At 57.3% G+C, this 24,286-nt stretch carries 20 protein-coding genes and 1 tRNA gene; 14 read left to right on the top strand and 7 right to left on the bottom strand.

From position 1 onward, the window contains the following. The 6 genes from BM347_RS08865 to pdxH all read right to left on the bottom strand — a co-directional run. Nucleotides 1-1,338, bottom strand: a 1,338-nt coding sequence (locus BM347_RS08865) for an autotransporter-associated beta strand repeat-containing protein (RefSeq protein ID WP_175498536.1), incomplete at its 3' end; no start/stop codon positions are given. A gap of 1,465 nt (nt 1,339-2,803) precedes the next feature. Beyond that, a complete protein-coding gene (locus BM347_RS08855) occupies nt 2,804-6,454 on the bottom strand; it encodes a vitamin B12-dependent ribonucleotide reductase (protein ID WP_093916039.1) in 3,651 nt (1,216 codons plus the stop codon). 645 nt (nt 6,455-7,099) lie between these two features. Further along, a tRNA-Pro gene (locus BM347_RS08850) sits at nt 7,100-7,176 on the bottom strand. 65 nt (nt 7,177-7,241) lie between these two features. Beyond that, nucleotides 7,242-7,718: a DUF192 domain-containing protein gene (locus tag BM347_RS08845; RefSeq protein ID WP_425442455.1), complete on the bottom strand. Its 477-nt coding sequence runs from the start codon at nt 7,716-7,718 to the stop codon at nt 7,242-7,244. 14 nt (nt 7,719-7,732) lie between these two features. Beyond that, entirely contained in the window at nt 7,733-8,275 is a 543-nt protein-coding gene (locus BM347_RS08840; RefSeq protein ID WP_175498535.1) for a cold-shock protein, read from the bottom strand. Between the two features lie 68 nt (nt 8,276-8,343). After that, nucleotides 8,344-8,958 carry a pyridoxamine 5'-phosphate oxidase gene (pdxH, locus tag BM347_RS08835; protein ID WP_093916037.1) on the bottom strand — a complete coding sequence of 205 codons (615 nt, stop codon included), beginning with the start codon at nt 8,956-8,958 and terminating at the stop codon, nt 8,344-8,346. A 200-nt stretch (nt 8,959-9,158) separates the two neighbouring features. On the opposite strand from pdxH, the gene fabI reads away from it, so the two are divergent. The 6 genes from fabI to BM347_RS08805 all read left to right on the top strand — a co-directional run bounded on the left by fabI (nt 9,159) and on the right by BM347_RS08805 (nt 16,259). Then, on the top strand, nt 9,159-9,965 hold the full coding sequence (gene fabI / locus BM347_RS08830; protein WP_093916036.1) for an enoyl-ACP reductase FabI: 807 nt from the start codon (nt 9,159-9,161) through the stop codon (nt 9,963-9,965). Between the two features lie 4 nt (nt 9,966-9,969). Continuing rightward, the gene (gpt, locus tag BM347_RS08825; protein ID WP_093916035.1) at nt 9,970-10,482 is read left to right on the top strand and encodes a xanthine phosphoribosyltransferase; all 513 of its coding nucleotides are present in this window, start codon (nt 9,970-9,972) and stop codon (nt 10,480-10,482) included. 172 nt (nt 10,483-10,654) lie between these two features. Further along, nucleotides 10,655-11,782, top strand: a complete 1,128-nt coding sequence (locus BM347_RS08820) for an aminotransferase (protein ID WP_245764231.1) — start codon at nt 10,655-10,657, stop codon at nt 11,780-11,782. A gap of 65 nt (nt 11,783-11,847) precedes the next feature. Further along, on the top strand, nt 11,848-13,692 hold the full coding sequence (locus tag BM347_RS08815) for a peptidyl-prolyl cis-trans isomerase (RefSeq protein WP_093916126.1): 1,845 nt from the start codon (nt 11,848-11,850) through the stop codon (nt 13,690-13,692). 12 nt (nt 13,693-13,704) lie between these two features. After that, the gene (gene trpE, locus BM347_RS08810) at nt 13,705-15,216 is read left to right on the top strand and encodes an anthranilate synthase component I (RefSeq protein ID WP_093916033.1); all 1,512 of its coding nucleotides are present in this window, start codon (nt 13,705-13,707) and stop codon (nt 15,214-15,216) included. A gap of 2 nt (nt 15,217-15,218) precedes the next feature. Continuing rightward, on the top strand, nt 15,219-16,259 hold the full coding sequence (locus tag BM347_RS08805; RefSeq protein ID WP_093916032.1) for a succinylglutamate desuccinylase/aspartoacylase family protein: 1,041 nt from the start codon (nt 15,219-15,221) through the stop codon (nt 16,257-16,259). A 2-nt stretch (nt 16,260-16,261) separates the two neighbouring features. Here the strand turns inward: BM347_RS08805 and BM347_RS08800 are convergent, their stop codons facing one another. Further along, nucleotides 16,262-17,725 (bottom strand): divergent polysaccharide deacetylase family protein, encoded by a 1,464-nt coding sequence (locus BM347_RS08800; RefSeq protein ID WP_093916031.1) that lies wholly within the window; start codon nt 17,723-17,725, stop codon nt 16,262-16,264. 161 nt (nt 17,726-17,886) lie between these two features. Between BM347_RS08800 and BM347_RS08795 the strand changes: the two genes are divergently transcribed. From BM347_RS08795 to lexA, 8 genes are all read left to right on the top strand, one after another. Further along, complete coding sequence (locus tag BM347_RS08795) at nt 17,887-18,468, top strand: anthranilate synthase component II (protein ID WP_093916030.1); 582 nt, start codon at nt 17,887-17,889, stop codon at nt 18,466-18,468. Beyond that, nucleotides 18,465-19,484: an anthranilate phosphoribosyltransferase gene (gene trpD, locus BM347_RS08790; RefSeq protein ID WP_093916029.1), complete on the top strand. Its 1,020-nt coding sequence runs from the start codon at nt 18,465-18,467 to the stop codon at nt 19,482-19,484. The genes BM347_RS08795 and trpD overlap by 4 nt, the downstream gene beginning before the upstream one ends. Then, a complete protein-coding gene (locus tag BM347_RS08785; protein ID WP_093916028.1) occupies nt 19,484-20,146 on the top strand; it encodes a uracil-DNA glycosylase in 663 nt (220 codons plus the stop codon). The genes trpD and BM347_RS08785 overlap by 1 nt, the downstream gene beginning before the upstream one ends. Then, the gene (gene trpC / locus BM347_RS08780; RefSeq protein ID WP_093916027.1) at nt 20,143-20,955 is read left to right on the top strand and encodes an indole-3-glycerol phosphate synthase TrpC; all 813 of its coding nucleotides are present in this window, start codon (nt 20,143-20,145) and stop codon (nt 20,953-20,955) included. Before BM347_RS08785 ends, trpC begins: the two co-directional genes overlap by 4 nt. Continuing rightward, nucleotides 20,956-21,429 carry a cyclic pyranopterin monophosphate synthase MoaC gene (gene moaC, locus BM347_RS08775; RefSeq protein WP_093916026.1) on the top strand — a complete coding sequence of 158 codons (474 nt, stop codon included), beginning with the start codon at nt 20,956-20,958 and terminating at the stop codon, nt 21,427-21,429. A 2-nt stretch (nt 21,430-21,431) separates the two neighbouring features. Next, nucleotides 21,432-22,337 (top strand): GIY-YIG nuclease family protein, encoded by a 906-nt coding sequence (locus BM347_RS08770; protein WP_093916025.1) that lies wholly within the window; start codon nt 21,432-21,434, stop codon nt 22,335-22,337. Continuing rightward, nucleotides 22,334-23,506, top strand: a complete 1,173-nt coding sequence (locus BM347_RS08765) for a molybdopterin molybdotransferase MoeA (RefSeq protein ID WP_093916024.1) — start codon at nt 22,334-22,336, stop codon at nt 23,504-23,506. Before BM347_RS08770 ends, BM347_RS08765 begins: the two co-directional genes overlap by 4 nt. A 64-nt stretch (nt 23,507-23,570) precedes the next feature. Beyond that, the gene (lexA, locus tag BM347_RS08760; RefSeq protein ID WP_093916023.1) at nt 23,571-24,269 is read left to right on the top strand and encodes a transcriptional repressor LexA; all 699 of its coding nucleotides are present in this window, start codon (nt 23,571-23,573) and stop codon (nt 24,267-24,269) included. The last annotated feature ends 17 nt before the right edge of the window (nt 24,270-24,286 follow it).

Here is a 24,286-nt window from a genome sequence, read left to right as displayed (position 1 = left end):
GCCGTAATAGCCAACAGTGAGGTCGCCCGTATTCGTCCAGCTCGAGTCCTCTCCCGTCACCGTCACCTTGCCGGTGGTGTCTTCATTCTTACCGATAGTGCCGTCGTCATTGCTGACCGTGCCACCCTCTGCGATGGTCAGTGTGCCGCCGGAAATCGTCGTGTCCCCAGTGAAGCTGCTCGTCCCCGTCAGGGTCAGGGTGCCGGTGCCCGATTTAGTGAGAGACCCCGTTCCAGAAATGTCGTCGCCATAGGTTAACGCACCGCTGCGATTGAAGGCCAAAGCGCCGTTGTTGGTAACATCGCCGGACAGACTGCCGCTGGTGCCGCCATTGCCGATTTGCAGCGTGCCGCCGGAAATCGTCGTGCCACCCGAATAAGTATTGCTGCCGGTGAGTTTTGTTGTGCCTGACAGGACATTGACCGATCCGGCCCCGTTGATGGCGGCGGCGAATGTGTAGTCGGTGTCGGTGTGGTTAAACACGAGCTTTCCGGTGCCAGTGCCAAACACCACAGTTGAGGCCGTAAGCGTCCCCGCCGCCACAGCCGTGTCCCCCGCCGCCGCCCCGATATTGAGCGTACCGCTGGACATGCCTACGCGTGCAACGTTCACCTTGCTTGCCTGCACCACGGCGCTATCCGCGATGGTCAGCGTACCGGTGCCGTCAGCGCCGACTTTGAGGTTGCCAGTATTCGTCCAGATTGATCCGGTCCCGGTCACCGATGCCGTGCTGCGGGCGTTTGTGCCCTTGCCGATAGTGCCATCTGCACTGCTGACCGCGCCACCCTCCGCGATGGTCAGCGTACCCGTGCCGCTATCGCCGACTACGACCGGAATATTACCCGTATTCGTCCAGCGGGAGCCGGCCCCCGTCACCGTCACCGTGCCGGTGGCACCTGATGAGCGGCCGATAGCGCCATAGGTATTGGTAACACTGCCACCCGCAATGATTTTGAGCCCGCCAGTCGAGGATTGGCCAACAACCAAGATACCCCCGGTATTCCAAGGGTTCGGCTGTGTTCCTGTCCCCCCTGCACCCTCAAGCCCGCGTCCGTCCACAATTACAGGGTCACCACCATCAATGGTCTCGTCGGCCCAGCCCGGTGCCGCCACCGCCACCAGCGCCGTCGCAGATAACAAGGCACTGCGCAAAACCCTCCGCAGGCGGAACGGAAAGCCGCAGCGCGCGGCAAGAACACGATGAAACCCGATCACCGGTGCCAGCGGGGCACTGACAGATACCGTGCCGTGATTGGCCTGTGGTGTGAGGGGGGCGATGCGCAGCAGTTTCGCACGGTGAACGGGACGGTACCCGTGAGAGGCATTGAGATGCTTCATATTCATTTTTCCAATTCGCACAACATTCGAAATACGACCCCCAGCCAAGGGTGCCGCAGATTTCGACCGTGTTGCCCGGACTCCGATACCAGAAATAATGGCAGGAGCATTTTAGTGACGTCGGTCTTGGCGTCACAGGTCTTCAAGCAGAATCAGGCAAACCACATTTCCGACATATTGTAAATAAAGTGTTAACCTTTATGTGCTTATGCGCTGCTCAGATGCCGTATTTGCAACATAGTTGTGTATACTGCCGCCATGCCTGGCCAGCCGATAGCCGCCGTTTCAGCGCGTCGGTGTGCAGGTAATCCCCCCGGATCTGTAGGACCTGCTGCGCTTTCGTACCGGTATCCGCCATGGGATATGAGCGGTGCACCATTGTGATATGATCCAAAGCTGGGGCCGCGTGCAGGGGGTTGGGGTAATATGCCGTGCAAAGACCACGCAGATATAACGAGCGGCGTTGAGGGCGGCCTTTGTCAGGATCGCGGAACATGTCGAAAGTGGCTCGACCCTGACAGTATTGGCGCTGCTACCGCGCTGTAATGTGCTCTTGGTGCGTTTAGTCGATGGTGGGGCAGCGCAGGGAAACTTCGCTTTGCCCGCACTCTGTGAATTCGCAAAGCATTAGATTTTGCAGTTGCAGCTAATGACCGCAATGCGGGCTGCATGAGCAGCAATGAGGTGTCATGGTCAACGGCCCGTCTGGGCCGTGAGCGTTTTAAGCTATTTTCAACGAAATATTTCAAATCCGGTGCAAACAAAATTTTCAAAAAAACTGAATAGGACCGGACACCAGTCACTATGAATTATCAGCTTGTCAGTCACCGTTGCTCAAAAGGATTTAAAATCAGGGCAGATTTACATCGCGATCCTCGTTTATCGATTGTTAGCGACCCATAGGTTTTCTGCCACGACTGAGGCACCTTCTAGCGCTGATAGACCAGGGGAATTTCTATATCCTTGCCGCTGACGATGAACTGATTTTATTCTAGGCGGGGTGATGTGCTCCTCATCCAGCGAACTCTTCTTCACAAGTGTACCAAAGAAAAAAGGGAACCCAGGGGGCACCTTAATTTTCGCATGGCCAAGCTCATCGTTAACCGCTCGTTTGTTTTACACCTGTGGCTTGGCCTTCGTTAGGGGCGAGCGCACCGGCCTCCTATTTGATGGATTGAGCGCGGAAAACGCCTCCTCACTCAGCCCGCGACTTCTAAAAATTCGACGCCCGCATGGTATGCAATACCATGCGGGCTTCAGGCTCATGCCCCTTTAGAAGTCTCGTTTCCCTTACTTGACCGCTGTACTAGACCATCAAATTCCAAAAGGATCGGCTCTTAGCTCGAGTCAATAAAATCAATGACTTACGTGAACTAGGCGCTAATCACCTTGTAAATGGCCGCCGAAACACCCCGAAATGGGCTATATATGCTTGGCATTTCATCCACACATCAGGTCATCACCCTCAGCTACAACCGGACGTACCCCCACAGGTGTTGCACTTCATGCAGGTGCCGTTGCGGACCAGCGTGTAGTTGCCGCATTCGCCGCAGGCCTCGCCTTCATAGCCTTGCATCTTGGCTTTGGTTCGGGCGTCGATCCCGACGGCACCGCTGGAAATCGCAGTCGTCGATTCCACGGAGGTGGTGACCGATTGCGCGACCGCAGCTGTGCCAGTGTCCATCACCGCGACGTCAGCCATCCCCTGCCCGCCTTGCATCAAAACCAGCTCTTGCGGCATGCGGTTGCGCAAATACCCGGTCGAACTGATCTGCTTGAGCACTTCCAAAGACCGCGTCGCGGCGCTTTCGGAAATCTCGGACACGTTGCGCACGCCTTCTTCCTCGCCGCGGCCGATGGTGTCGAATGTGGCCCCTTCGGGTTTCACATGCGCCAGATCGGTGCGGTCCAGATAGGACACGGCCAATTCACGGAAGATGTAATCAAGGATCGATGTTGCATTCTTGATGCTATCGTTGCCCTGAACCATGCCGGCGGGCTCGAACTTGGTGAAGGTGAAGGCATCGACGAATTCTTCGAGCGGTACACCATATTGCAGGCCCACGGACACGGCGATGGCAAAGTTGTTCATCATCGCGCGGAAACCGGCACCCTCTTTGTGCATATCGATAAAGATTTCGCCCAAGCTGCCGTCGCCATATTCGCCAGTGCGCAGGTACACTTTGTGACCGCCCACGATGGCTTTTTGGGTATACCCCTTGCGACGTTCAGGCATCTTTTCGCGGTGCGATTTGATGATCTCTTTGACGATAACCTTTTCGACGATCTTTTCGGCCAGCACAGTGGCCTTTTCGTGGATGTTGCCGGTTTCAAGGGTTTCGGCGGCTTCATCATCGTCCTCGACCAAAGCCGCAGCCAAAGGTTGGGACAGCTTCGATCCATCACGATACAGCGCATTAGCTTTCACGCCCAAGGACCAGGACAATTCATAGGCCTGTTGGCAATCTTCGATGGTCGCGTCGTTGGGCATGTTGATCGTCTTGGAAATCGCGCCCGAGATGAACGATTGTGCCGCTGCCATCATGTAGATGTGGCTGTTGACCGACAGATAACGCGTCCCTTTTTTACCGCAGGGGTTGGCACAATCGAAGATGCCGTAGTGTTCTTCCTTCAGGTGCGGCGCACCTTCCAGCGTCATGGTGCCGCAAACGTGGTCGTTAGCCGCATCAACGTCTTTCTTGGAAAAACCAAGGGACTTGAGCAGATCAAACGTCGGATCGTTCAGTTTTTCGGCGGGGATACCAAGGACTTGGGTGCAGAATTCTTCGCCCAGGGTCCATTGGTTGAACACGAAACGGATGTCAAAGGCCTGCGCCAATGCCGCGTCGATCTTGGCCAATTCATTCGTGCCAAAGCCATGGCCGACCAATGTGGTGTGGTTGATGCCCGGCGCGTTGCCGATGCTGCCATGACCCACCGCATAAGCGATGATTTCTTCGATCTGGGCCGATCCATAGCCCTGCTTTTCCAATGCAGCAGGGACGGATTGGTTGATGATCTTGAAGTACCCGCCACCGGCCAGTTTCTTGAATTTCACGAGGGCAAAGTCAGGCTCGATCCCTGTGGTGTCACAATCCATCACCAGACCGATGGTGCCCGTGGGGGCAATCACTGACACTTGGGCGTTGCGATACCCGTGCTTTTCGCCAAGGCGCAGCGCTTCGTCCCAGGTCGAGGTCGCAACAGCGATCAGGTTTTGTTGGGGGCAGTTTGCGTGGTCCAAAGGGACCGGCTTGACCGCAAGGTTCTCGTAGCCGTCCGACTTGCCCATTGCAGCGTTGCGGTGGTTACGGATGACGCGCAGCATGTGGTCGGCGTTTTTCTTGTAGCCGGGGAATGCGCCCAGTTCGCCTGCGATTTCAGCAGATGTGGCGTAGGAAACGCCGGTCATGATCGCCGTCAGGGCACCACAAAGCGCGCGACCTTCGTCGCTGTCATAGGAATGGCCCATGTTCATCAGCAAGCCACCGATGTTCGCATAGCCCAGACCCAGCGTGCGGAAATCATAGGACCGCTGAGCAATCTCTTTGGACGGGAATTGTGCCATCATCACCGAGATTTCCAGCGTCACTGTCCACAGACGCGAGGCGTGCATGTAGTCTTCGACCTGGAATTCGCCGTCTTTGAGGAAGGTCAGCAGGTTCATCGACGCGAGGTTACAAGCCGTGTCGTCAAGGAACATGTATTCGGAACAGGGGTTTGACCCACGGATCGCACCGTCTTCGGGGCATGTGTGCCATTCGTTGACAGTGTCGTGGTACTGGATGCCCGGATCGGCACAGGCCCATGCGGCATGGCCAACCTGTTCCCACAGATCGCGGGCACGGATGGTTTTCGACACGCGGCCCGTTGTGCGGTCCATCAGCTCCCAATCGGCGTCTTTTTCAACAGCGTGCAAGAACGCGTTGGTGACCCGGATCGAGTTGTTGGAGTTCTGCCCCGAAACGGAGGAGTAAGCCTCGGAATCCCAATCGGTGTCGTAGGTTGGGAACTCAATCGAGGTGTGACCCTGCTTGGCGTAATCCAACACGCGCTTGACGTAAGTCTCTGGGATCGCGCATTTCTTTGCGTCCTTGATTGCCGCCTTTAGCTGTTCGTTCTTGGCTGGGTCATAGGCATCCGCCTGAACGCCATCCCATGCTTTGATCGCGGCGAACAGTTTGTTCAACTCGCGCTCGTGCATTTTTGAACCCGCAACGATAGACGCCACTTTCTGCTCTTCGATGACCTTCCAGTTGATGAAGTCTTCGATATCGGGGTGGTCCGCATCGACGATTACCATTTTCGCCGCACGCCGCGTGGTGCCACCGGATTTGATCGCGCCAGCAGCGCGGTCACCGATTTTTAGGAAACCCATCAGGCCCGACGACTTACCACCGCCCGACAGCCCCTCGCCCGCGCCGCGCAGGCTGGAAAAGTTGGTGCCTGTGCCGGAGCCATATTTGAACAGCCGCGCCTCGCGGACCCACAGATCCATGATGCCGCCATCGCCCACCAGATCATCGGCAACCGATTGAATGAAACAGGCGTGGGGCTGCGGGTGCTCGTAAGAAGATTTCGAACGTGTCAGCTTGCCAGTCTTGTAGTCTACATAGTAGTGACCTTGCGCCGGACCATCGATACCGTAGGCCCAGTGCAGGCCGGTGTTGAACCACTGCGGGCTGTTCGGGGCACCCGACTGAGACGCCAGAATGTGGCGCATTTCGTCGTAATAGGCTTGGGCGTCTTCTTCGGTGGTGAAATAGCCACCTTTCCAACCCCAATAGGCCCATGCGCCCGCCAGACGGTCGAACACTTGCTTGGACGACGTTTCGCCGCCCATGGTGGCATCATCGGCAGGAACCGAGCGCCACAGGAACTCTGGCACGCCCTTTTCTTTGATCTTTTTGGTCGCCGACGGCACGCCGGCCTTGCGGAAATATTTCTGGGCAATGACGTCAGAGGCGACCTGGCTCCAGCTGGAAGGGACTTCGACGTTATCGAGATGGAAAACCACCGATCCGTCCGGGTTGCGGATTTCGGAAACTGTGCTCACGAAATCCAGTTTTGCATATGCATCTTGCCCGGAAGTCGTGAATTTTCTTTCGATTTTCATATCTGTCGCCCCGTTTTTCTCAGCTCATCTACACGAGGCCGGATCTGACATTGCAGACTGCCCCAACACTATTGACCAAAACAGAGAACGCTTCACCGTGGGGCCATGGTGGCCCGTGATAAGCATCCAAACATGCGCGATAGCTGCGTTTGCCTCATCTGCCTTATCAGCCCGCCGCCTAATGTTAATCACTAGATGTAGTGGCGTGACCGTCAATTCACACAAACTGACGTAGAACACCCTATGCGGTCAATGAAAATATTCGTATTTTTTCTGAACTTGAGACTTGACCGAACTGGGATTTTTTTGAGGCGTCCTGCCCCTTGATGATTCAAGGCAAAAATATGCACAGGAGTTTACGATTTGCGCGCCTCTGCCTGAACGATTGATATTTCAATAAACGCTGCGGTTTAGCGCGCGCCCCTCATCCACCACTTGAGATATCCACAAACTACTTCACACACCGGAGGGAAGATTTGAAAGATCCGCGTCCAATAGAAAAAAATAACGCGCCCTCAAAAAGAACGCCGGTTTCTCGCGATACGCAAAAGATGAACCGCAGGATGATACCCATCGAACACAAATATAGCGTTCTGACCTGCAAAAAGCAGATCAGGAACACTATATTGTGGATGGTTCTTAAAGTGGTCGGGGCGAGAAGATTCGAACTTCCGACCCCCTGTACCCAAAACAGGTGCGCTACCAGGCTGCGCCACGCCCCGACTGCGGCCTACTTAGCCACAAGTGATCTGATTGAAAAGCCCTAACTTCACAGAAATCTACCGAATTAGCAGGGCCATGCCGGGTTGTGCGCCGCAAAGGCCGAATGACGCAGTTCGGACCCTGTTTTAATGCCCATATGCCGCGCCAAACCGCCGTTTATCTCAAGCACAGACAGCAAATTCTCACCGCCATAAATCATTGTTTCATCCAAAGGCACGGCGTTTTCGTGAATATGTTTCACAACCCCGCGGGAATCGATGAACAGCATATCCAATGGAATCAGCGTGTTGCGCATCCAGAACCGCATGGCTTGCGGACGGGTATAGACAAACAACATGCCTGCACTGCTTGCCATCGACTTGCGAAACATCAGGCCTTGGGCCCGCTCTGCATCGTCATCCGCAACCTCGACCGAGAATCGCGCCTGCCCCCAATCGCCCCGCAGCGTGACCGTGTTTTCAGAACAGGCCGCTGATGCGGCTCCAGCAAGGCTGGCCGCAATACACAGTGCAAATATGGAATGCACAAATATGGAACGCACAAAAAGGGACTGGGTTACTCGGCGTCCGAGTCGGATAAAATCACTGTTTCCCATGCATAAACCTCTGCCGCCATCTTGCCGCGCTCACCTGCGATGACGCGCAATGCCAATGCTTCACCGGGCTGCACATCCGACAACCCCGACTGACGCAACACCTCTACATGCAAAAAGATATCAGCGCTTTTGCCGAACACATTGGCAAAGCCGAACCCTTTTGATTTATCAAACCATTTAACCCGCGCCGGCTCAATTGGTGCCGCGTTCACAATCGCGGGATCGACACCGACGATTTCTTCCAATGGGCCCGATTGCCCTGTCTGGGGGGGATGGATGGCATGAACCTGCGTGGCCTGAACACCGCGGCTGGTTTCATGGGCAGTGATTTCGACCCGCGCACCATCAGCAATCGAGCTTTGACCATAGTTCCTAAGCACATTTACGTGCAGCAAGATATCTGCCCCGCCGTCATCAGATACGACAAAGCCGAAACCCTTTGCGGGGTCAAACCATTTCACTGTTCCCGAAACAACGGGGGTGGTATTATCTAAATCTGACACAAATGCCCTTTGGTAATCTAAATTCTGGTTCTACGGATAAATCAACTTTCTGTCGCATTCAGGCCTTATTATGGGCTTAACCTCGCAACAGTCCAGCCTGATCCTAAATTTGGACGCCGCCAGACGAATCGATCATGCAGGCGAAATTCGCCATCCGCCCAAAACTCAATCTCCAGCGGTGCCAAGCGATATCCCCCCCAGAAGGGCGGGCGTTTGGGATCAGGCCCTTGTTTTACCGTCACTTTCGCAACCTCAGCCATCAAAGCCGCCCGGCTAGACAATGGGCTTGATTGATCCGAAGCCCAAGCGCCCAACCGGCTTTTCAACGACCTTGACCGATAATACTCATCGGCTTTCGGACCGTCCTCTTTCGAAATAATCCCGCGCGCCCGTACTTGCCGGCGCAATGATTTCCAATGCATGACAAACGCGGCTTTTCCGGCGTGATCCAATTCGCCCGCCTTTGCGCTGGTATAATTAGTGTAGAACACAAAAGCGTCCTCTTCGATTTCTTTGAGCAATACCATGCGCGCATTCGGCATGCCTTGTGCATCAACCGTAGACAGCGCAATTGCGTTTGGGTCATTTAATTCGGCATCCGTCGCTTCGGCCAACCAGCGCCGCGCTAATTCAAACGGATTATCCCCCGCAAATATACCTTTGCGTGCTTCACTCTCTCCCAACGAACCCTTACTCCCTAAGCCCAGACTGATACTAGCAGCCCACTATATCATTTAACAAAGCCGAACAACGGAAAGCCGCGCGCAAGCCAATAAACACTCGCATAGGTTGCCCGCAACACACACTGGCCGCACAGCCTTGCCGAAAAACAATCAATCGCATAAACCATCGTAAACATAATGCGCAATTCGAAGGAAATGGAATGGCAAATGACCTGATGGCAGGCAAGCGTGGGCTCATCATGGGTCTTGCGAATGACAAGTCTATTGCCTGGGGCGTCGCACGCGCTTTGGCAGACGCGGGTGCCGAGTTGGCGTTTTCCTATCAGGGCGATGCGCTGAAAAAACGTGTTGATCCATTGGCCGCGCAATTGGGCAGCGATATGGTTTTGCCCTGCGACGTCGGGTCGGAAGAGTCGATTGACGCCCTGTTTGACGGTATCAAAAAGCGGTGGGACAATATAGACTTCGTCGTCCACGCCATTGGTTTTTCTGACAAAAACGAACTTCGCGGCCGTTATGTCGACACCAGCCGTGGCAATTTCGCCATGTCGATGGATATTTCGGTCTATTCCTTTACCGCCGTGATGCAGCGTGCGGAAAAGATGATGAACAAAGGCGGCAGTGCCGTGACCCTCACCTATTACGGCGCGGAAAAAGTCATGCCGCATTATAATGTCATGGGCGTGGCCAAGGCAGCGCTTGAGGCATCGGTGAAATATCTGGCCGAGGATCTGGGCAAGGACGGTATCCGCGTCAACGCGATCAGCGCGGGCCCGATTAAAACACTGGCTGCCTCGGGCATCGGCGATTTCCGCTACATTATGAAATGGAACGAATATAACTCACCGCTGCGCCGCAATGTCACGATCGACGAAGTCGGCAAATCAGCGCTGTTTTTGCTCAGCGATCTGGGCTCAGGCACCACGGGTGAAAACCTGCACGTGGACGCAGGCTATCATGTGGTCGGCATGAAAGCTGTCGACGCACCTGATATGGCAAAGGACTAAACGAATGAGCAAAGACCCCTCGCGCCTGCCCCACGAAAAAGGCTTTCACATCAGCTGGGACCAAATCCACCGCGACAGCCGTGCATTGGCATGGCGGCTGGATGGGATGGGGCCGGATAATGGGGCATGGCGCGCGGTGGTTGCCATCACACGCGGCGGCATGGCCCCCGCGATGATCGCAGCGCGTGAGTTGGACATTCGCACCGTGGATACGATCTCGATCAAATCCTACGATCACCAGGATCAATCGGATGCTGTCGTTCTCAAAGCGCCAGACGCTGAGCTTATGGGCGATGGTACCGGCATATTGATCATCGATGATCTGGTCGATTCCGGAAAAACCCTCGAGGTCGTGCGCAAGCTTTATCCCAACGCGCATCTGGCCACGGTCTATGCGAAACCAAAAGGCCGACCGCAGGTAGAAACCTTCATTACCGAAGTCAGCCAGGACACTTGGATTTTCTTTCCATGGGACATGGCACTGCAATATGTCGAACCATATCGCGGCAAGGACTGAGCCAAAAAGATTCTATGCCTTCGGCGAGGATTTTAGACCATTTGGGATGAAGACGTACACCGCGCCCCGCTTCTCTGGCTCTTAAATATCCTCGCCGAAGGCATCCGCCCTTGATCACAGGAAGATACATCCGATGTTAACGCGCACCGCTTCCACCTTTGCCCCCCCTGTTATGGAAGCACGCCGCTGGCTGGAGGGCGTTGAGTTCCCCGCAAACCGCCCCTTGATCAACGTGAGCCAGGCCGCCCCCGTCGATCCGCCCCCGCAGCCCCTGCGCGAAGCCATGGCGCAGGTGGCGTTGACGGATGATGAGGCGCATCTTTATGGCCCCGTATTGGGTCTGCCAGAGCTGCGGGCCGAACTGGCGTCGCAAACCTCGGATCATTACGCGGGCCAGATTGATGCCGCGCAGGTGGCAATCACATCCGGTTGTAATCAGGCATTTGCTGCAGCCATTGCGACATTGTGCAGCGAGGGTGACGAGGTCATTCTGCCAACCCCATGGTATTTCAATCATAAAATGTGGCTCGATATGTCGGGCGTGAACGCGGTTGCGCTCAAAACCGGAGCTGACTTGCTGCCTGATCCCAAAGCGGCCGCCGCGCTGATTACAGATCGCACGCGGGCGATTGCGATCGTCACGCCGAATAATCCCGGCGGTGCTGAATACCCCGCCGCCTTGGTTCAGGCATTTTTTGATCTGGCCCGCGCCCATGGCATTGCCCTGATCGTGGATGAGACCTATCGCGATTTTGACAGCCGTTCCGGCCCGCCGCACGCCCTGTTCCAGGACCCAGATTGGCACGACACCCTGATCCACCTGTATTCCTTTTCCAAAGCGTATCGCCTGACCGGCCACCGCGTGGGTGCGCTGATCGCATCGCAATCGCGACTTGCCGAGGTTGAAAAGTTTCTGGACACAGTTGCCATTTGCCCCGGTCAGATTGGCCAGCATGCGGCCTTGTGGGGAATGCAAAAACTGTCGCAATGGCTGGCAGGCGAGCGCGACGAAATTCTGGCGCGGCGCAGGGCGATCACCGACAACATGCCCAAACTGACCGCCAAAGGGTGGAAGCTTTTGGGGCTCGGTGGCTATTTCGCCTATCTTGAGCACCCCTTTAAGGAGCGCTCAGATCAGTTAGCGAAGCGCATGGTGCGCAAGGCCAGTATTTTGTGCCTGCCCGGCACGATGTTTTACCCTCTGGGTGATCCGGACGGTGCCTGCCAATTGCGGATCGCATTTGCCAATCTGGATACGGACGGAATTGCCGTGTTGTTTGACAGGATGGCCCAGCTTTAACGGCCCTCTTGCCCCCCTGCCGCGCACCGCATAGTAAGGTCGAAACGCGCGAAAAGGGTAAGATCATGAAAGCCAAAGGCAACAGCCTCTCGAAAACCGCAGTCTGGATACTGATGGGCCTGCTGATCCTTGGCCTTGGCGGCTTTGGCGCGGTTAATCTGTCCGGAAATGTACGCACTGTCGGGATCGTTGGTGACAAGGAAATCTCGGTCGATAACTATGCCCGCGAGCTGCAACAGCAGATCCGCACGATCGAATCCCAAACCGGTGAAACCCTGCCCTTTCAACAGGCTCAGGCCATTGGTCTAGACCGTGCGGTTTTGCAGCGTCTTGTCCGTCTGCGCGCCCTTGATAACGAGGCCGACCAGATGGGCCTGTCGATTGGCGATGAAAACCTGCGCGAACGGATCGTGGAAATCCCTGCGTTCCAAGGGATCAACGGTGGTTTTGACCGCGAGGGCTATCGTTTTGCCTTGCAGCAATCCGGCCTGACCGAAGCCGAATTCGAGGTGTCCCTGCGTGAAGAAGCGGGCCGCACCCTGTTGCAAAATGCAATCATGGGCGGCGTTGCCATGCCAGATGCGTATGCCAAGACCCTTGTCGATTATGTTGGCGCGAAACGCAGCTTTACCTGGGCCAGCCTGAACGAGGGTAATCTCGCCGAGCCTGTGCCAGCACCCACCGACGCGCAATTGCAGACCTATTACGACGAAAACACCGATCAGTTTATGCTGCCCGCCAGCAAATCCATCACCTATGTGCTGATGACCCCCGGTGATCTGCTGGACGAGATCGAAGTATCGGATGCGGATTTGCAAAAGGCGTACGAGGATCGTGCCGCCGAGTATATCCAACCTGAACGTCGTTTGGTGGAACGGCTGGTCTTTGGCGATCAGGCCAGCGCCGACCAAGCCGCCGCCGCGCTTGAGGTCAATGGCACCACCTTTGAGGCCCTCGTTTTGGACCGCGGCCTGACCCTTGAGGATGTGGATCTGGGTGATGTCGCCCAGCAGGATCTGGGTGCCTCTGGTGAGGCGATATTCGCAGGCGACGTGAATGATGTTGTCGGGCCTGTGCCTACGAACCTTGGGCCTGCGTTGTTCAGAATCAACGGAATTTTACCATCTCTCAACACCACATTCGAGGAAGCACGCCCTGCCCTGCAACAAGACCTTGCCGGTGATCGTGCCATCCGTCAGGTCGAAGTCCGCGCACGCGATCTAGATGATCAGCTTGCAGGCGGTGCCACGCTTGAACAGCTGGCCGAGGAAAGCAAAATGACCCTTGGCCAGATCGACTGGACCCAAGACAGCGACGAAGACATCGCCGCCTATGCCGGGTTCCGCGAGGCAGCCGCAGCCCTGACCGCCGATGATTTTCCCAAGATCGATCAGCTTGAAGACGGCAGCGTGTTTGCCATGCGTCTGGACGGCACATTAGAGGAACGCGCCAACCCGTTTGACGATGCGCGTGCGGACGTTGTGGCCGCATGGACCGCCGATCAGGTATCCCAAGCGCTGCACGCGCAAGCCGAAACGCTGCAGGACGAGCTTGCGAATGGTGCGGATTTCGAAACTCTGGGACTAACGCCCAAAGTGCAAACTGATATGACCCGCGACGCGCTGATCAACGGGGCACCTGCGGATATGATGACGACGGTTTTTGATGCTGAAGTCGGCGATATTCGCGTCATCGATGGCGAGAGTGCTGTTGTAATCTTGCGGGTTGATGCCGTTGCCGACCCTCAGGAAAACGCACAAAATCAACAGCTTCTGGCGCAGCTATCCGGTCAGTTGGATCAACAGCTTGGCCAAGATATCTTTGCGATTTATGCAAGCGACGTTGTGCGCCGCGCAGGTCCGACCGTCGATCAACAGGCGCTTAACGCCGTCCATGTGAACTTCCCGTAACGAAGGCCGACCATGTCACTGACCCCTGACTATGACAGCTTTGCCGCAGGATATGCGGAAGGCAAAAACCAGATCGTTTATACCCGTCTGGCAGCTGATCTGGATACGCCTGTATCTTTGATGCTCAAGCTGACGGGAGCGGCGGAAAACGCCTTTGTTCTTGAATCCGTCACGGGCGGCGAAGTGCGCGGGCGCTATTCCATTATCGGGATGAAGCCTGATCTGATCTGGCGCTGCAATGGCACGACATCGGCTGTGAACCGCGCGGCGCGTTATGATGGTGACGCGTTCGAGGACGTGCCCGGCAACCCGCTGGATACCTTGCGCGGGCTGATCGCGGAATCGAAAATTGACCTGCCCGCCGACCTGCCCCAAGCTGCGGCTGGCCTGTTCGGTTATCTCGGCTATGACATGATCCGCTTGGTTGAACATCTGCCGAATGTGAACCCTGATACGCTGGGCCTGCCCGACGCGATGATGGTGCGCCCTTCGGTGATTGCGGTGCTCGACGGCGTCAAAGGCGAGGTGACAATCGTATCGCCCGCATGGGTGTCTGACGGCCAATCCGCCAAGGCCGCTTATGCTCAGGCAGGTGAACGTGTGATGGATGCCGTGCGCGATCTGGAACGGTCCATGCCCGGCACCAGTCGTGATCTGGGCGAAGCGCATGAAGAATCCGCCCCGGTCAGCAATTTCACCCGTGAAGGGTATAAATCGGCCATCGAAAAGGCGCGCGACTATATCGTGGCGGGCGACATTTTTCAGGTGGTGCCGTCGCAACGCTGGGCGCAAGGGTTCTCGCAACCGCCCTTTGCGCTGTATCGCAGTCTGCGCCGTACCAATCCGTCGCCGTTCATGTTCTATTTCAACTTTGGCGACTTCCATGTCGTCGGGGCCAGCCCTGAAATCCTTGTCCGGGTTTTTGGCAAGGAAATCACCATTCGCCCCGTCGCAGGCACCCGTCGTCGCGGGGCAACTCCCGAGGAAGACCGCGCGCTAGAGGCCGATCTGCTGGCCGATGAAAAAGAACTGGCCGAGCATCTGATGCTGCTGGATCTGGGCCGCAACGATGTGGGCCGTGTCGCCAAGATTGGCACCGTGCGGCCGACCGAGGAATTTATCGTAGAACGCTATAGCCACGTGATGCATATCGTATCGAACGTGGTGGGTGAACTGCGCGATGACCGCGATGCGCTGGATGCGTTCTTTGCGGGCATGCCTGCGGGCACGGTTTCAGGCGCGCCCAAGGTTCGCGCGATGGAGATCATAGACGAGCTGGAACCGGAAAAGCGCGGGCTTTATGGTGGCGGTGTCGGATACTTTAGTGCGGGCGGCGATATGGATATGTGCATCGCCCTGCGCACCGCCGTGATCAAGGATAAAACCCTGTATATTCAGGCCGGCGGCGGCGTGGTCTATGACAGTGACGCCGAAGCGGAATATATGGAAACCGTGCATAAATCCGACGCGATCCGCCGTGCAGCTGCGGATGCGGCACGGTTCTCAGGGCGGGGCAACAGCTAGGAATGCCAAGCCGCGACCCTTTTGAAATCGCTGGTCAAAAGGTTGCCCCCGGCACCCGTGCACAAGTCGATCTGCCGATCTCGATCCTGCCCGATCACACCCCTGTTGGCCTGTCGCTTGAAGTGATCCACGGCAAACGCCCCGGTCCCACCATGTTCGTCAGCGCCGCTGTGCATGGCGACGAATTGATCGGGGTCGAGATCGTGCGCCGTCTGCTTCGCACGCCCCAGCTCAAGACCCTCCGCGGGACGTTGTTGGTGATCCCCGTGGTGAACTCCTTTGGCTTTCTGAACCGATCACGTTATTTGCCCGACCGCCGCGATTTGAACCGCTGTTTCCCGGGCCACCCTTCCGGGTCACTGGGGTCGCGGCTGGCGCATATTTTCCTGAATGATGTGGTGCTGCGCTGTGACTTCGGGATCGACCTGCATTCCGCCGCGATCCACCGCACCAACCTGCCGCAGGTCCGCATTTCTCCCCTTGACCCGATCACGCGACGCATGGCGATCAATTTCGCGGCTCCGGTTGTGCTGACATCCCCCCTGCGCGACGGATCGTTGCGCGCGGTTGCGTCGGCCAAGGGCACGCCTGTGTTGCTTTACGAGGCCGGCGAAGGGTTGCGCTTTGACGAAATGGCCGTGCGTGCCGGTGTCGCTGGTATTTTGCGTGTGATGCGTGCCGAAGACATGTTGCCCGCCAAAGGTATCGCGCAATCACGCCGTCAATCGCATGTCTGTTCCAGTTCGACCTGGCTGCGCGCGCCTGTGGGCGGGCTGCTGCGCACCTTTCGTGCCGAGGGCGAAACCGTCAAGGCAGGCGATGCGCTTGCCACGGTATCGGACCCCTTTGGCAAGACCGAGGAAGACATCCTCGCACCCTTTGACGGCATCCTGATCGGCCGCGCAATCCTGCCCGTGGTCAACGAGGGGGACGCGGTTTTTCATCTGGCCAAGCTGATGCCCCGCGCCGTTGCCGACACGGTCGAGGATATGATCACCCAGCTGGAAAGCGACCCGCTGTTCGACGAAGACGAAATTATCTAGCGTTACTCGTCGCTTGGGGCCAATAAGACAGCCGAGATCGGTGCCAAAGCGACTTGGTTCGCGCGGTCTTGCAAACCCCAGACCAGCAACGCCGAGATTGTTTCGGGACGCATCCGGCCCAGCATAATCACCGATCCTTCGATCCCTGCCTTGAACGCGGCTTGGTCCAAAAAGCGGCGGATCACGGTAGCTGTCTGATCTTTGCTGTCAAAGTCGCGAAAAATCGGGGATGCAGGTACACCTTCTTTGACGGCCAATTTTGGCATCGTGTTCAGCCCTTTGTCCTGGCTGACCAGACCGTACCCGCCTTGTGCCAAAATCTCGGTCACCTGATCCGCGACGTCGCGGTTAGGCTGCAGCCCTGCGCCCACCCCTTCCAAGACACCAACAACCTGCGGCATCCTCTGGAACGCAACGGCCAGGGTCGTCTCGGCGTCTGACGGCTCTGCGCCCTCGGGCAGGTCCACCATCGCCAAGACTTCAAAACCTTCGGCGAGGTAAATCTCCATCCGTTGCGTCGCGTCCGGCAAGGCAACATCAACGGCAAAACTGATAGGATATGGAAAACTACGCAAGGCCGCGATGCCAACTTCACTGCCGTCAAGATCGCTGCCCTGATCAATCAGCAGAATGCTCATCAACGGTTTTTGTTCTTCGTTGGCAAAGGCTTGGCCATATATTTCAATCGGGCGCACTGTTGGTAATTTATCTGTACCCGCGTCAATCTCCCCCTCCGAATTGGCAGTCGGCAGACGGTTAACCGTAACTTTGTCGGTCGGTTGCGGCTGCTCTGCATCCGACGCAGTCGGGGCATCTGCGGGCAAGGCGCTATAGGCGCGGCGCGTCTCAGGCTGCTCGGTTGGGGTTTCTTCCGCCCCAACGACAACGGTCTTGATCTTGGGCAGCGCCATCGGCGCGACGGTCGGTTCCGTCTCTGCCGCCGCGTCAGCGGTAGCTGGCGCGGGTTGCTCGGGCACCTCAGCAGCTGCTTCTTCCACCTCGGGTTCCGGTGTGGCGATGGCAAGGGGAGCCGCGGCTTGGGTTTCCACCTCTACTGCATCAGGCGCTTGTGGCTCCATCGGGGCCAAGGCCATGGGGTTGGGCAGTACAGGATCATCGCCGGAAATCTCTGGCGCTGTGCTTGTCGCCGCCGGTGTCGGCGCTTCGACCGTTTGAACCATCTCGGGCGGTGTCAGCGGGGCCGTCGCCATTTCGCTTGCCACATCGTCCAGACCGTCCTCTGCAGGGGGTTCCATCGTCACGACAGGCTCTGCCACCGGTTGCGGATCATCCATTTCCGGTATCACCGCAACATCGCTTGCAGGGGCAACCATATCGATTTCTACAGGACCTGTATCGACGATTTCGGGCGCGGTGCTGATGGGGATAAAAAACGATATGATACCCGCCAAGACAACGCTGCACGCCCCTCCGATCAAGATACCCCCTAGAAATCCGCGTATCATGGCTGAAATACTCCTGCTATTTGTTCCTGCATCGGCCCCTGCGCGGGTCTGGCACCCTTGACGATGGCTCTTAAGCCTGAACATGTATTGGCGAACATTGTACTGTGGTTTGGCGGCGTTCCTCTAGCCCAAAACCCCGCCTGAATACAAAGAATTGCCTTATGCTGCTACTGATAGATAATTACGATAGTTTCACCTACAATCTGGTGCACTATCTAGGCGATTTGGGGGCTGACGTCGATATTCGGCGAAATGATGCCATTTCGGTGCAAGACGCAATCGCCCTGAACCCCGCAGGCATTATCCTGTCGCCCGGCCCCTGTGACCCGGATCAGGCGGGCATCTGTCTGTCGCTCACCAAAGCTGCCGCAAGCGCTGGCATTCCATTGTTTGGCGTGTGTCTTGGGCACCAGACGCTTGGCCAGGCGTTCGGCGGCAAAGTTGTCCGCGCCGATGACATAGTGCACGGCAAGATGGGGCAAATGCACCACACGGGCAAAGGCGTGTTTGCTGGCCTGCCCTCGCCCTTTGCGGCGACGCGGTATCATTCGCTGGTGGTTGATCGCGCGACATTGCCCGATTGTCTGGAAATCACGGCCGAACTGGAAGATGGCACCATCATGGGCCTGCAGCACCGTGAACTGCCCCTGCACGGGGTTCAGTTCCACCCAGAATCCATCCGCTCAGAGCATGGTCACAAAATGCTTCAAAACTTCCTTGATCTCGTAAAGGTACCAGCATGAGCGAACGTCTCAAACCGTTGATCGACGCGGCAGCGAATGGCCCCCTGACCCGTGATCAGGCCGAAGAAGCCTTTGGCATCTTGTTTGACGGCGAGGCGACCCCAAGCCAGATCGGCGGTTTTCTGATGGCCCTGCGCACGCGCGGTGAAACGGTGGACGAATACGCCGCCGCCGCCCATGTGATGCGCGCGAAATGCAACGCCGTCGTCGCACCGGCGGGCGCGATGGACATTGTCGGCACCGGCGGTGATGGCAAAGGCACCTTGAACATTTCAACCGCGACCGCCTTTGTTGTGGCGGGGGCTGGCGTTGTTGTGGCCAAGCACGGCAATCGCAATCTGTCGTCCAAATCTGGTGCGGCGGACGCGTTGACGCAGATGGGCCTCAAAGTCATGGTTGGCCCCAAGGTGGTTGAGGCCTGCCTGAACGAGGCCGGGATCGGCTTTATGATGGCCCCGATGCACCATCCTGCCATCGCCCATGTGATGCCAACCCGGTCCGAACTGGGCACCCGCACGATATTCAACATCCTTGGCCCGCTGACAAACCCCGCGGGCGTGAAACGTCAACTGACAGGCGCATATCGCCGCGATCTGATCCGGCCCATGGCCGAAACCCTTGGTGCTTTAGGGTCCGAGAAAGCATGGCTGGTCCACGGATCGGACGGCACCGACGAACTAACGATCACAGGCGTAAGCTGGGTCGCGGCCCTGAACCCCGACGGCACGATCACCGAATTCGAGATCACACCGAAAGACGCAGGCCTGCCCGTGCATCCGTTCGAGGATATCGTTGGCGGCACCCCCGAAGAAAACGCGATTTCGTTCAATGCCTTGCTGGATGGCGAGCCGTCTGCATACCGCGATGCTGTGCTGTTGAACGCTGCTGCGGCTTTGGTTGTTGCGGATGCGGCCCCTGATCTGAAAACCGGCGTCGACATGGCCCGCACCAGCATTGACAGCGGGGCCGCCCGCGACAAGATCACCCAAGTGGCCCGTATTTCGAACGCAGGTTGATGTTTGATCTATCCGCCCTTGGCGCATGGCGCGATCTGCCGTTTTTCGACGATACCCTGCCCGCAATCGAAGCTGCATTGGCGCAAGACGAACGGCCGATCCTGCCGCCACGTGATCAGGTATTTGCGGCCCTGCAACAGACCCAACCCGATGATGCGCGTGTGGTTATCCTGGGCCAAGACCCCTATCCTACGCCCGGCCACGCGCATGGGCTGGCTTTTTCGGCCGAGGCGGACACCCGCCCGCTGCCCCGGTCTTTATCTAACATTTTCAAAGAAATGAACGATGACATTGGCGCAGCACCTGCCAACGCAGACCTGCATTTTTGGGCGCAACAGGGGGTATTATTGCTGAACACCACCTTGACGGTGCCCGCAGGCACGGCAGGCGCACATGCGAAACTGGGTTGGCACATCCTGACCGCGCAAATTTTGCACCGCCTGTCTGATCGCCCCCGCGTCTATCTGCTATGGGGCGCACATGCGCAGAAAGTCGGCAAAGACGTCGACCCGCAGGCGAACCTGAAAATCGAAACCGCGCACCCGTCTCCGTTGTCGGCACGGCGCGGATTTTTCGGATCTCGCCCATTTTCGCGCAGCAATGATTGGTTGCAGGCACAAGGCCAAAGCGCCATAAACTGGGCAACCCCGGAGACATCATGACAGATACCATCCTAGACAAGATCAAAGCCTACAAACTGGAAGAGGTCGCCGCCGACAAAGCCGCAAAGCCACTTGAGGCCGTCGAGGCGGACGCCCGTGCCGCATCCCCCGTGCGCCCCTTTGCCGACGCCCTGTTTGACGCCGCCCGCGAAGGATACGGTCTGATCGCCGAGATCAAGAAAGCCAGCCCCTCCAAGGGGTTGATCCGTGCCGATTTTGACCCCACCACATTGGCCGCCGCCTATGCCGCAGGCGGGGCGACATGCCTGTCTGTGCTGACGGACACCCCCAGCTTTCAAGGGGCCAAAGACTATCTCGTCGCCGCCCGCGAGGCCTGCACCCTGCCCGTTTTGCGTAAAGATTTCATGTACGACACCTATCAGGTCGCCGAGGCACGCGCCCTCGGGGCCGATTGCATCTTGATTATCATGGCATCGGTCAGCGACGCGCAGGCCCACGAACTTGAGGAAGCTGCCGACGAATGGGGTATGGATGCGCTCATCGAGGTCCATGACAAAGCCGAGCTTGACCGCGCCGCCCTGCTGAAAAGCCGGATGATCGGCATCAATAACCGCAACCTCAAGACATTCGAGACGTCGCTGGATACGACCCGCAGCCTGTCGAAATACGTCGATATGGACAAGATGATCGTGTCGGAATCCGGACTGAACACGCCAGACGATCTGTCGGAAATGGCCAAGTTTGGCGCGCGTGTTTTCCTGATCGGCGAAAGCCTGATGCGCCAGGACGATGTCGAAACGGCCACCCGAACGCTGCTTGCCAATCCGCTGCGTCCCGGAGGCATGTAAATGGCCCTCACGCATTTTGACGGCAAGGGTGATGCCCATATGGTTGATGTCTCGGACAAACCTGTGACATCGCGGATCGCAGTGGCCGAAACCCACATCAAGATGCAGCCCGAAACCTTTGATATTATTACCGAAGGCCGTGCAAAAAAGGGTGACGTTTTAGGCGTTGCACGACTGGCTGGCATCATGGCCGCCAAGCGTACAGCCGACCTGATCCCGCTGTGCCACCCGCTGCCCATCACCAAGGTCTCGGTCGAACTGACCCCCGACCCCGACCTGCCCGGCATCCGGATTGAGGCGACCGTGAAAACGACCGGCCAAACTGGTGTCGAAATGGAAGCCCTCACCGCCGCATCCGTCACCGCGCTGACCGTCTATGACATGGCCAAAGCCGTGGACAAAGCCATGGAAATCGGCGGCCTGCGCGTGTTGCTCAAAGACGGCGGCAAGTCGGGCCGTTTTGAGGCGAGTTGATTATGGATGCTCGATCACTTGAGCTGTTCTTTATCGATGGGCTGCCCGACGGCATGTTGACGGCAGAAGTCTTCAACTGGACAGGGCATGTATTGCGCTTCCCTCGCACCAAATTTCGCGAAGCGTTACGCCGTCCAGAAGCGCAGCATACTGGCGTTTATGTGCTGATCGGCGAGCAAGACGGCAGCCCGTTAGCCTATATCGGTGAGGCTGAGAATATCGCAGAGCGTATGCGTGGCCACATCACCAACAAAGATTGGTGGGATAGTGCGGTCTGCATCAGCACGACTGGGGATTTGCTGCACAAGGCTCATGTGAAATACTTAGAAAGCCGTTTGGTAGAAATCGCCCGCCAAATCGGATCGATGCCCTTGGAAAATGGCAATACTCCTACGCGCAGCAGCCTAAGTGAAGCCGCACAGGCAAATATGGAGAGTTTCCTGGAAACGCTAGGGATTGTGTTGCCGGCGATACGGGTCGACATATTTTTAAACAAGGCCCGCAGTACGCCGAAAGCTTCTGACGTTGTAGCACGCCCAGCGGAGCCTTCAGAGGAGCGATTCATTTTACAAACGCCTAAACACGATTTGTATGCTGAAGCGATCCTGCGCGATGGCGAATGGATTGTGCAGGCAGGCGCTCGGGCACGTAGCAGTTGGGTTGGTGCTGCCAACGCTGTGCAGCACTATAGAAAAATCCACGAAGACCTCGTTGATAACGGCACTCTTGCCATTGACGACATCTTTGCAGTTTTTCAACAAGATTTTGCCTTTTCAAGCCCAAGCGCCGCCGGGGCGGTAGTAACCGGACGCTCAATCAATGGGCGGACAGCATGGAAGCACGCAACCACCGGCCAAACATACGCCGATTGGGAAAAAGACCAAATCACAGCAGAGGCCACACCATGATCTCGGTCGAAGACGCCCTGTCAAACCTGTTTGATCTTGTCGCCCCCATGGGCGTTGAAAAGGTCAGTTTGCGCCATGCTGCGGGGCGTGTGTTGGCGGAAAACGTCACGGCCAACCGATCGCAGCCGCCCTTTGATGCGTCGTCGATGGATGGGTATGCCTTGCGCCAAGCCGAGGTTGAGCCGGACGCCATGTTCAAGGTGATTGGCGAAGCGGCAGCCGGGCACCGATTTGATGGCGTCGTAAAACCCGGTCAGGCCGTGCGGATATTCACCGGTGCGCCGATCCCCGAGGGGGCCGATTTCGTTGTCATTCAAGAGGATACGACGCGGCGCGGCGACCTTCTCATGCTCGGGCATGATATTGATGGCAAAACCAACATCCGCCCCGCAGGCGGCGACTTTAAGGCGGGCGATGCGATGGATGCGCCACGCATCTTGCGCCCTGCCGATATTGCCTTGCTGGCCGCGATGAATATCGCCGAGGTGCCCGTTCACATCGCGCCCCAGATCGCGATCATTGCGACGGGGGATGAGCTGGTGCAGCCCGGTGAGATGCCGGGACCCGATCAGATTATCGCCTCCAACACCTATGGCCTTGCTGCCATGCTGGAACAACTTGGCGCGCGCTGCCGGATGATACCGATTGCCCGCGATACGGTGCCGTCACTGACCCAAGCGTTCAAGATCGCCCAAGCGGCCGATCTGATCATTACCATTGGCGGCGCGTCGGTCGGGGATCATGATCTGGTCGCTCCTGTCGCCGCCGAAATGGGCATGGAGCAGTCGTTCTATAAGGTCGCGATGCGCCCGGGCAAACCGCTGATGGCGGGAATGCTCGCGAATACACCGATGATCGGACTGCCCGGCAACCCTGTGTCGGCGATGGTCTGCGGTGTGGTGTTTGTGGCACCAGTGGTACGCAAAATGCTTGGCCTGCCCGCCGGCTCAGCCCCTCGTCTGTCCCTGCCGTTGGCCGTGGATTTACCCCAAGGCGGGCCGCGCGCCCATTATATGCGCGCCTTAGTCAAGGGTGGTGCGGTCCTCCCCGAGGGCAATCAAGATAGTTCACTGCTCAGCGTTTTGGCACAGGCCGACGTGTTGATGATCCGGCCAGCTGGCGATCCGGAACGGCAATCTGGCGATATGATGGACTGCATCGCGCTGTAGCGTTGACACAAAACAAGAACATCACTAGAACAAACCCAAACCAATAATCTCAGGGAACGTTCGGATGCTGACGAAAAAACAACTCGACCTGCTGGCTTTCATTCACAAGCGCGTTCAACGCGATGGGGTACCGCCCAGCTTTGACGAGATGAAAGAGGCATTGGACCTGCGATCGAAATCCGGCATCCACCGTTTGATTACAGCACTTGAGGAACGCGGGTTTATCCGCCGTCTGGCCCACCGCGCCCGCGCCATCGAAGTGGTAAAATTACCAGATAGCATGGGCGGTCTGCCAAATTCCGGATTTACCCCGCGCGTTATTGATGGCGACCGGCCCGATAGCCCGCCGCCCGCCGCCGCACAGTCGGTGTCAGGATCGTCAACCGATGTTCCGATGATGGGCCGGATCGCCGCCGGTGTCCCGATTGAGGCGATTACCACGATGACCCATTCTGTGGCCGTGCCGGGGAATATGATCAGCGGCAGCGGCGAACACTATGCCCTTGAGGTTAAAGGCGATTCGATGATCGACGCGGGCATCAATGACGGTGATGTGGTGGTGATCCGCGAAACATCTGTCGCGGATGACGGTGATATTGTGGTCGCGCTGGTCGAGGATCACGAGGCTACGCTGAAAACCTTCAAACGGCACGGAAGCTCAATCGCGCTTGAGGCGGCGAACCCCGCTTACGAGACGCGGGTTTTTCCGTCGGATATGGTCAAAGTTCAGGGCCGCTTGGTGGGCTTGATCCGCACTTATTAATCGCAACCATTGGCCAG

The sequence above is a fragment of the Sulfitobacter marinus genome (assembly GCF_900116285.1).
Classification (GTDB): Bacteria; Pseudomonadota; Alphaproteobacteria; order Rhodobacterales; family Rhodobacteraceae; genus Sulfitobacter; species Sulfitobacter marinus.
This window is presented reverse-complemented; position numbering and strand designations above follow the sequence as displayed.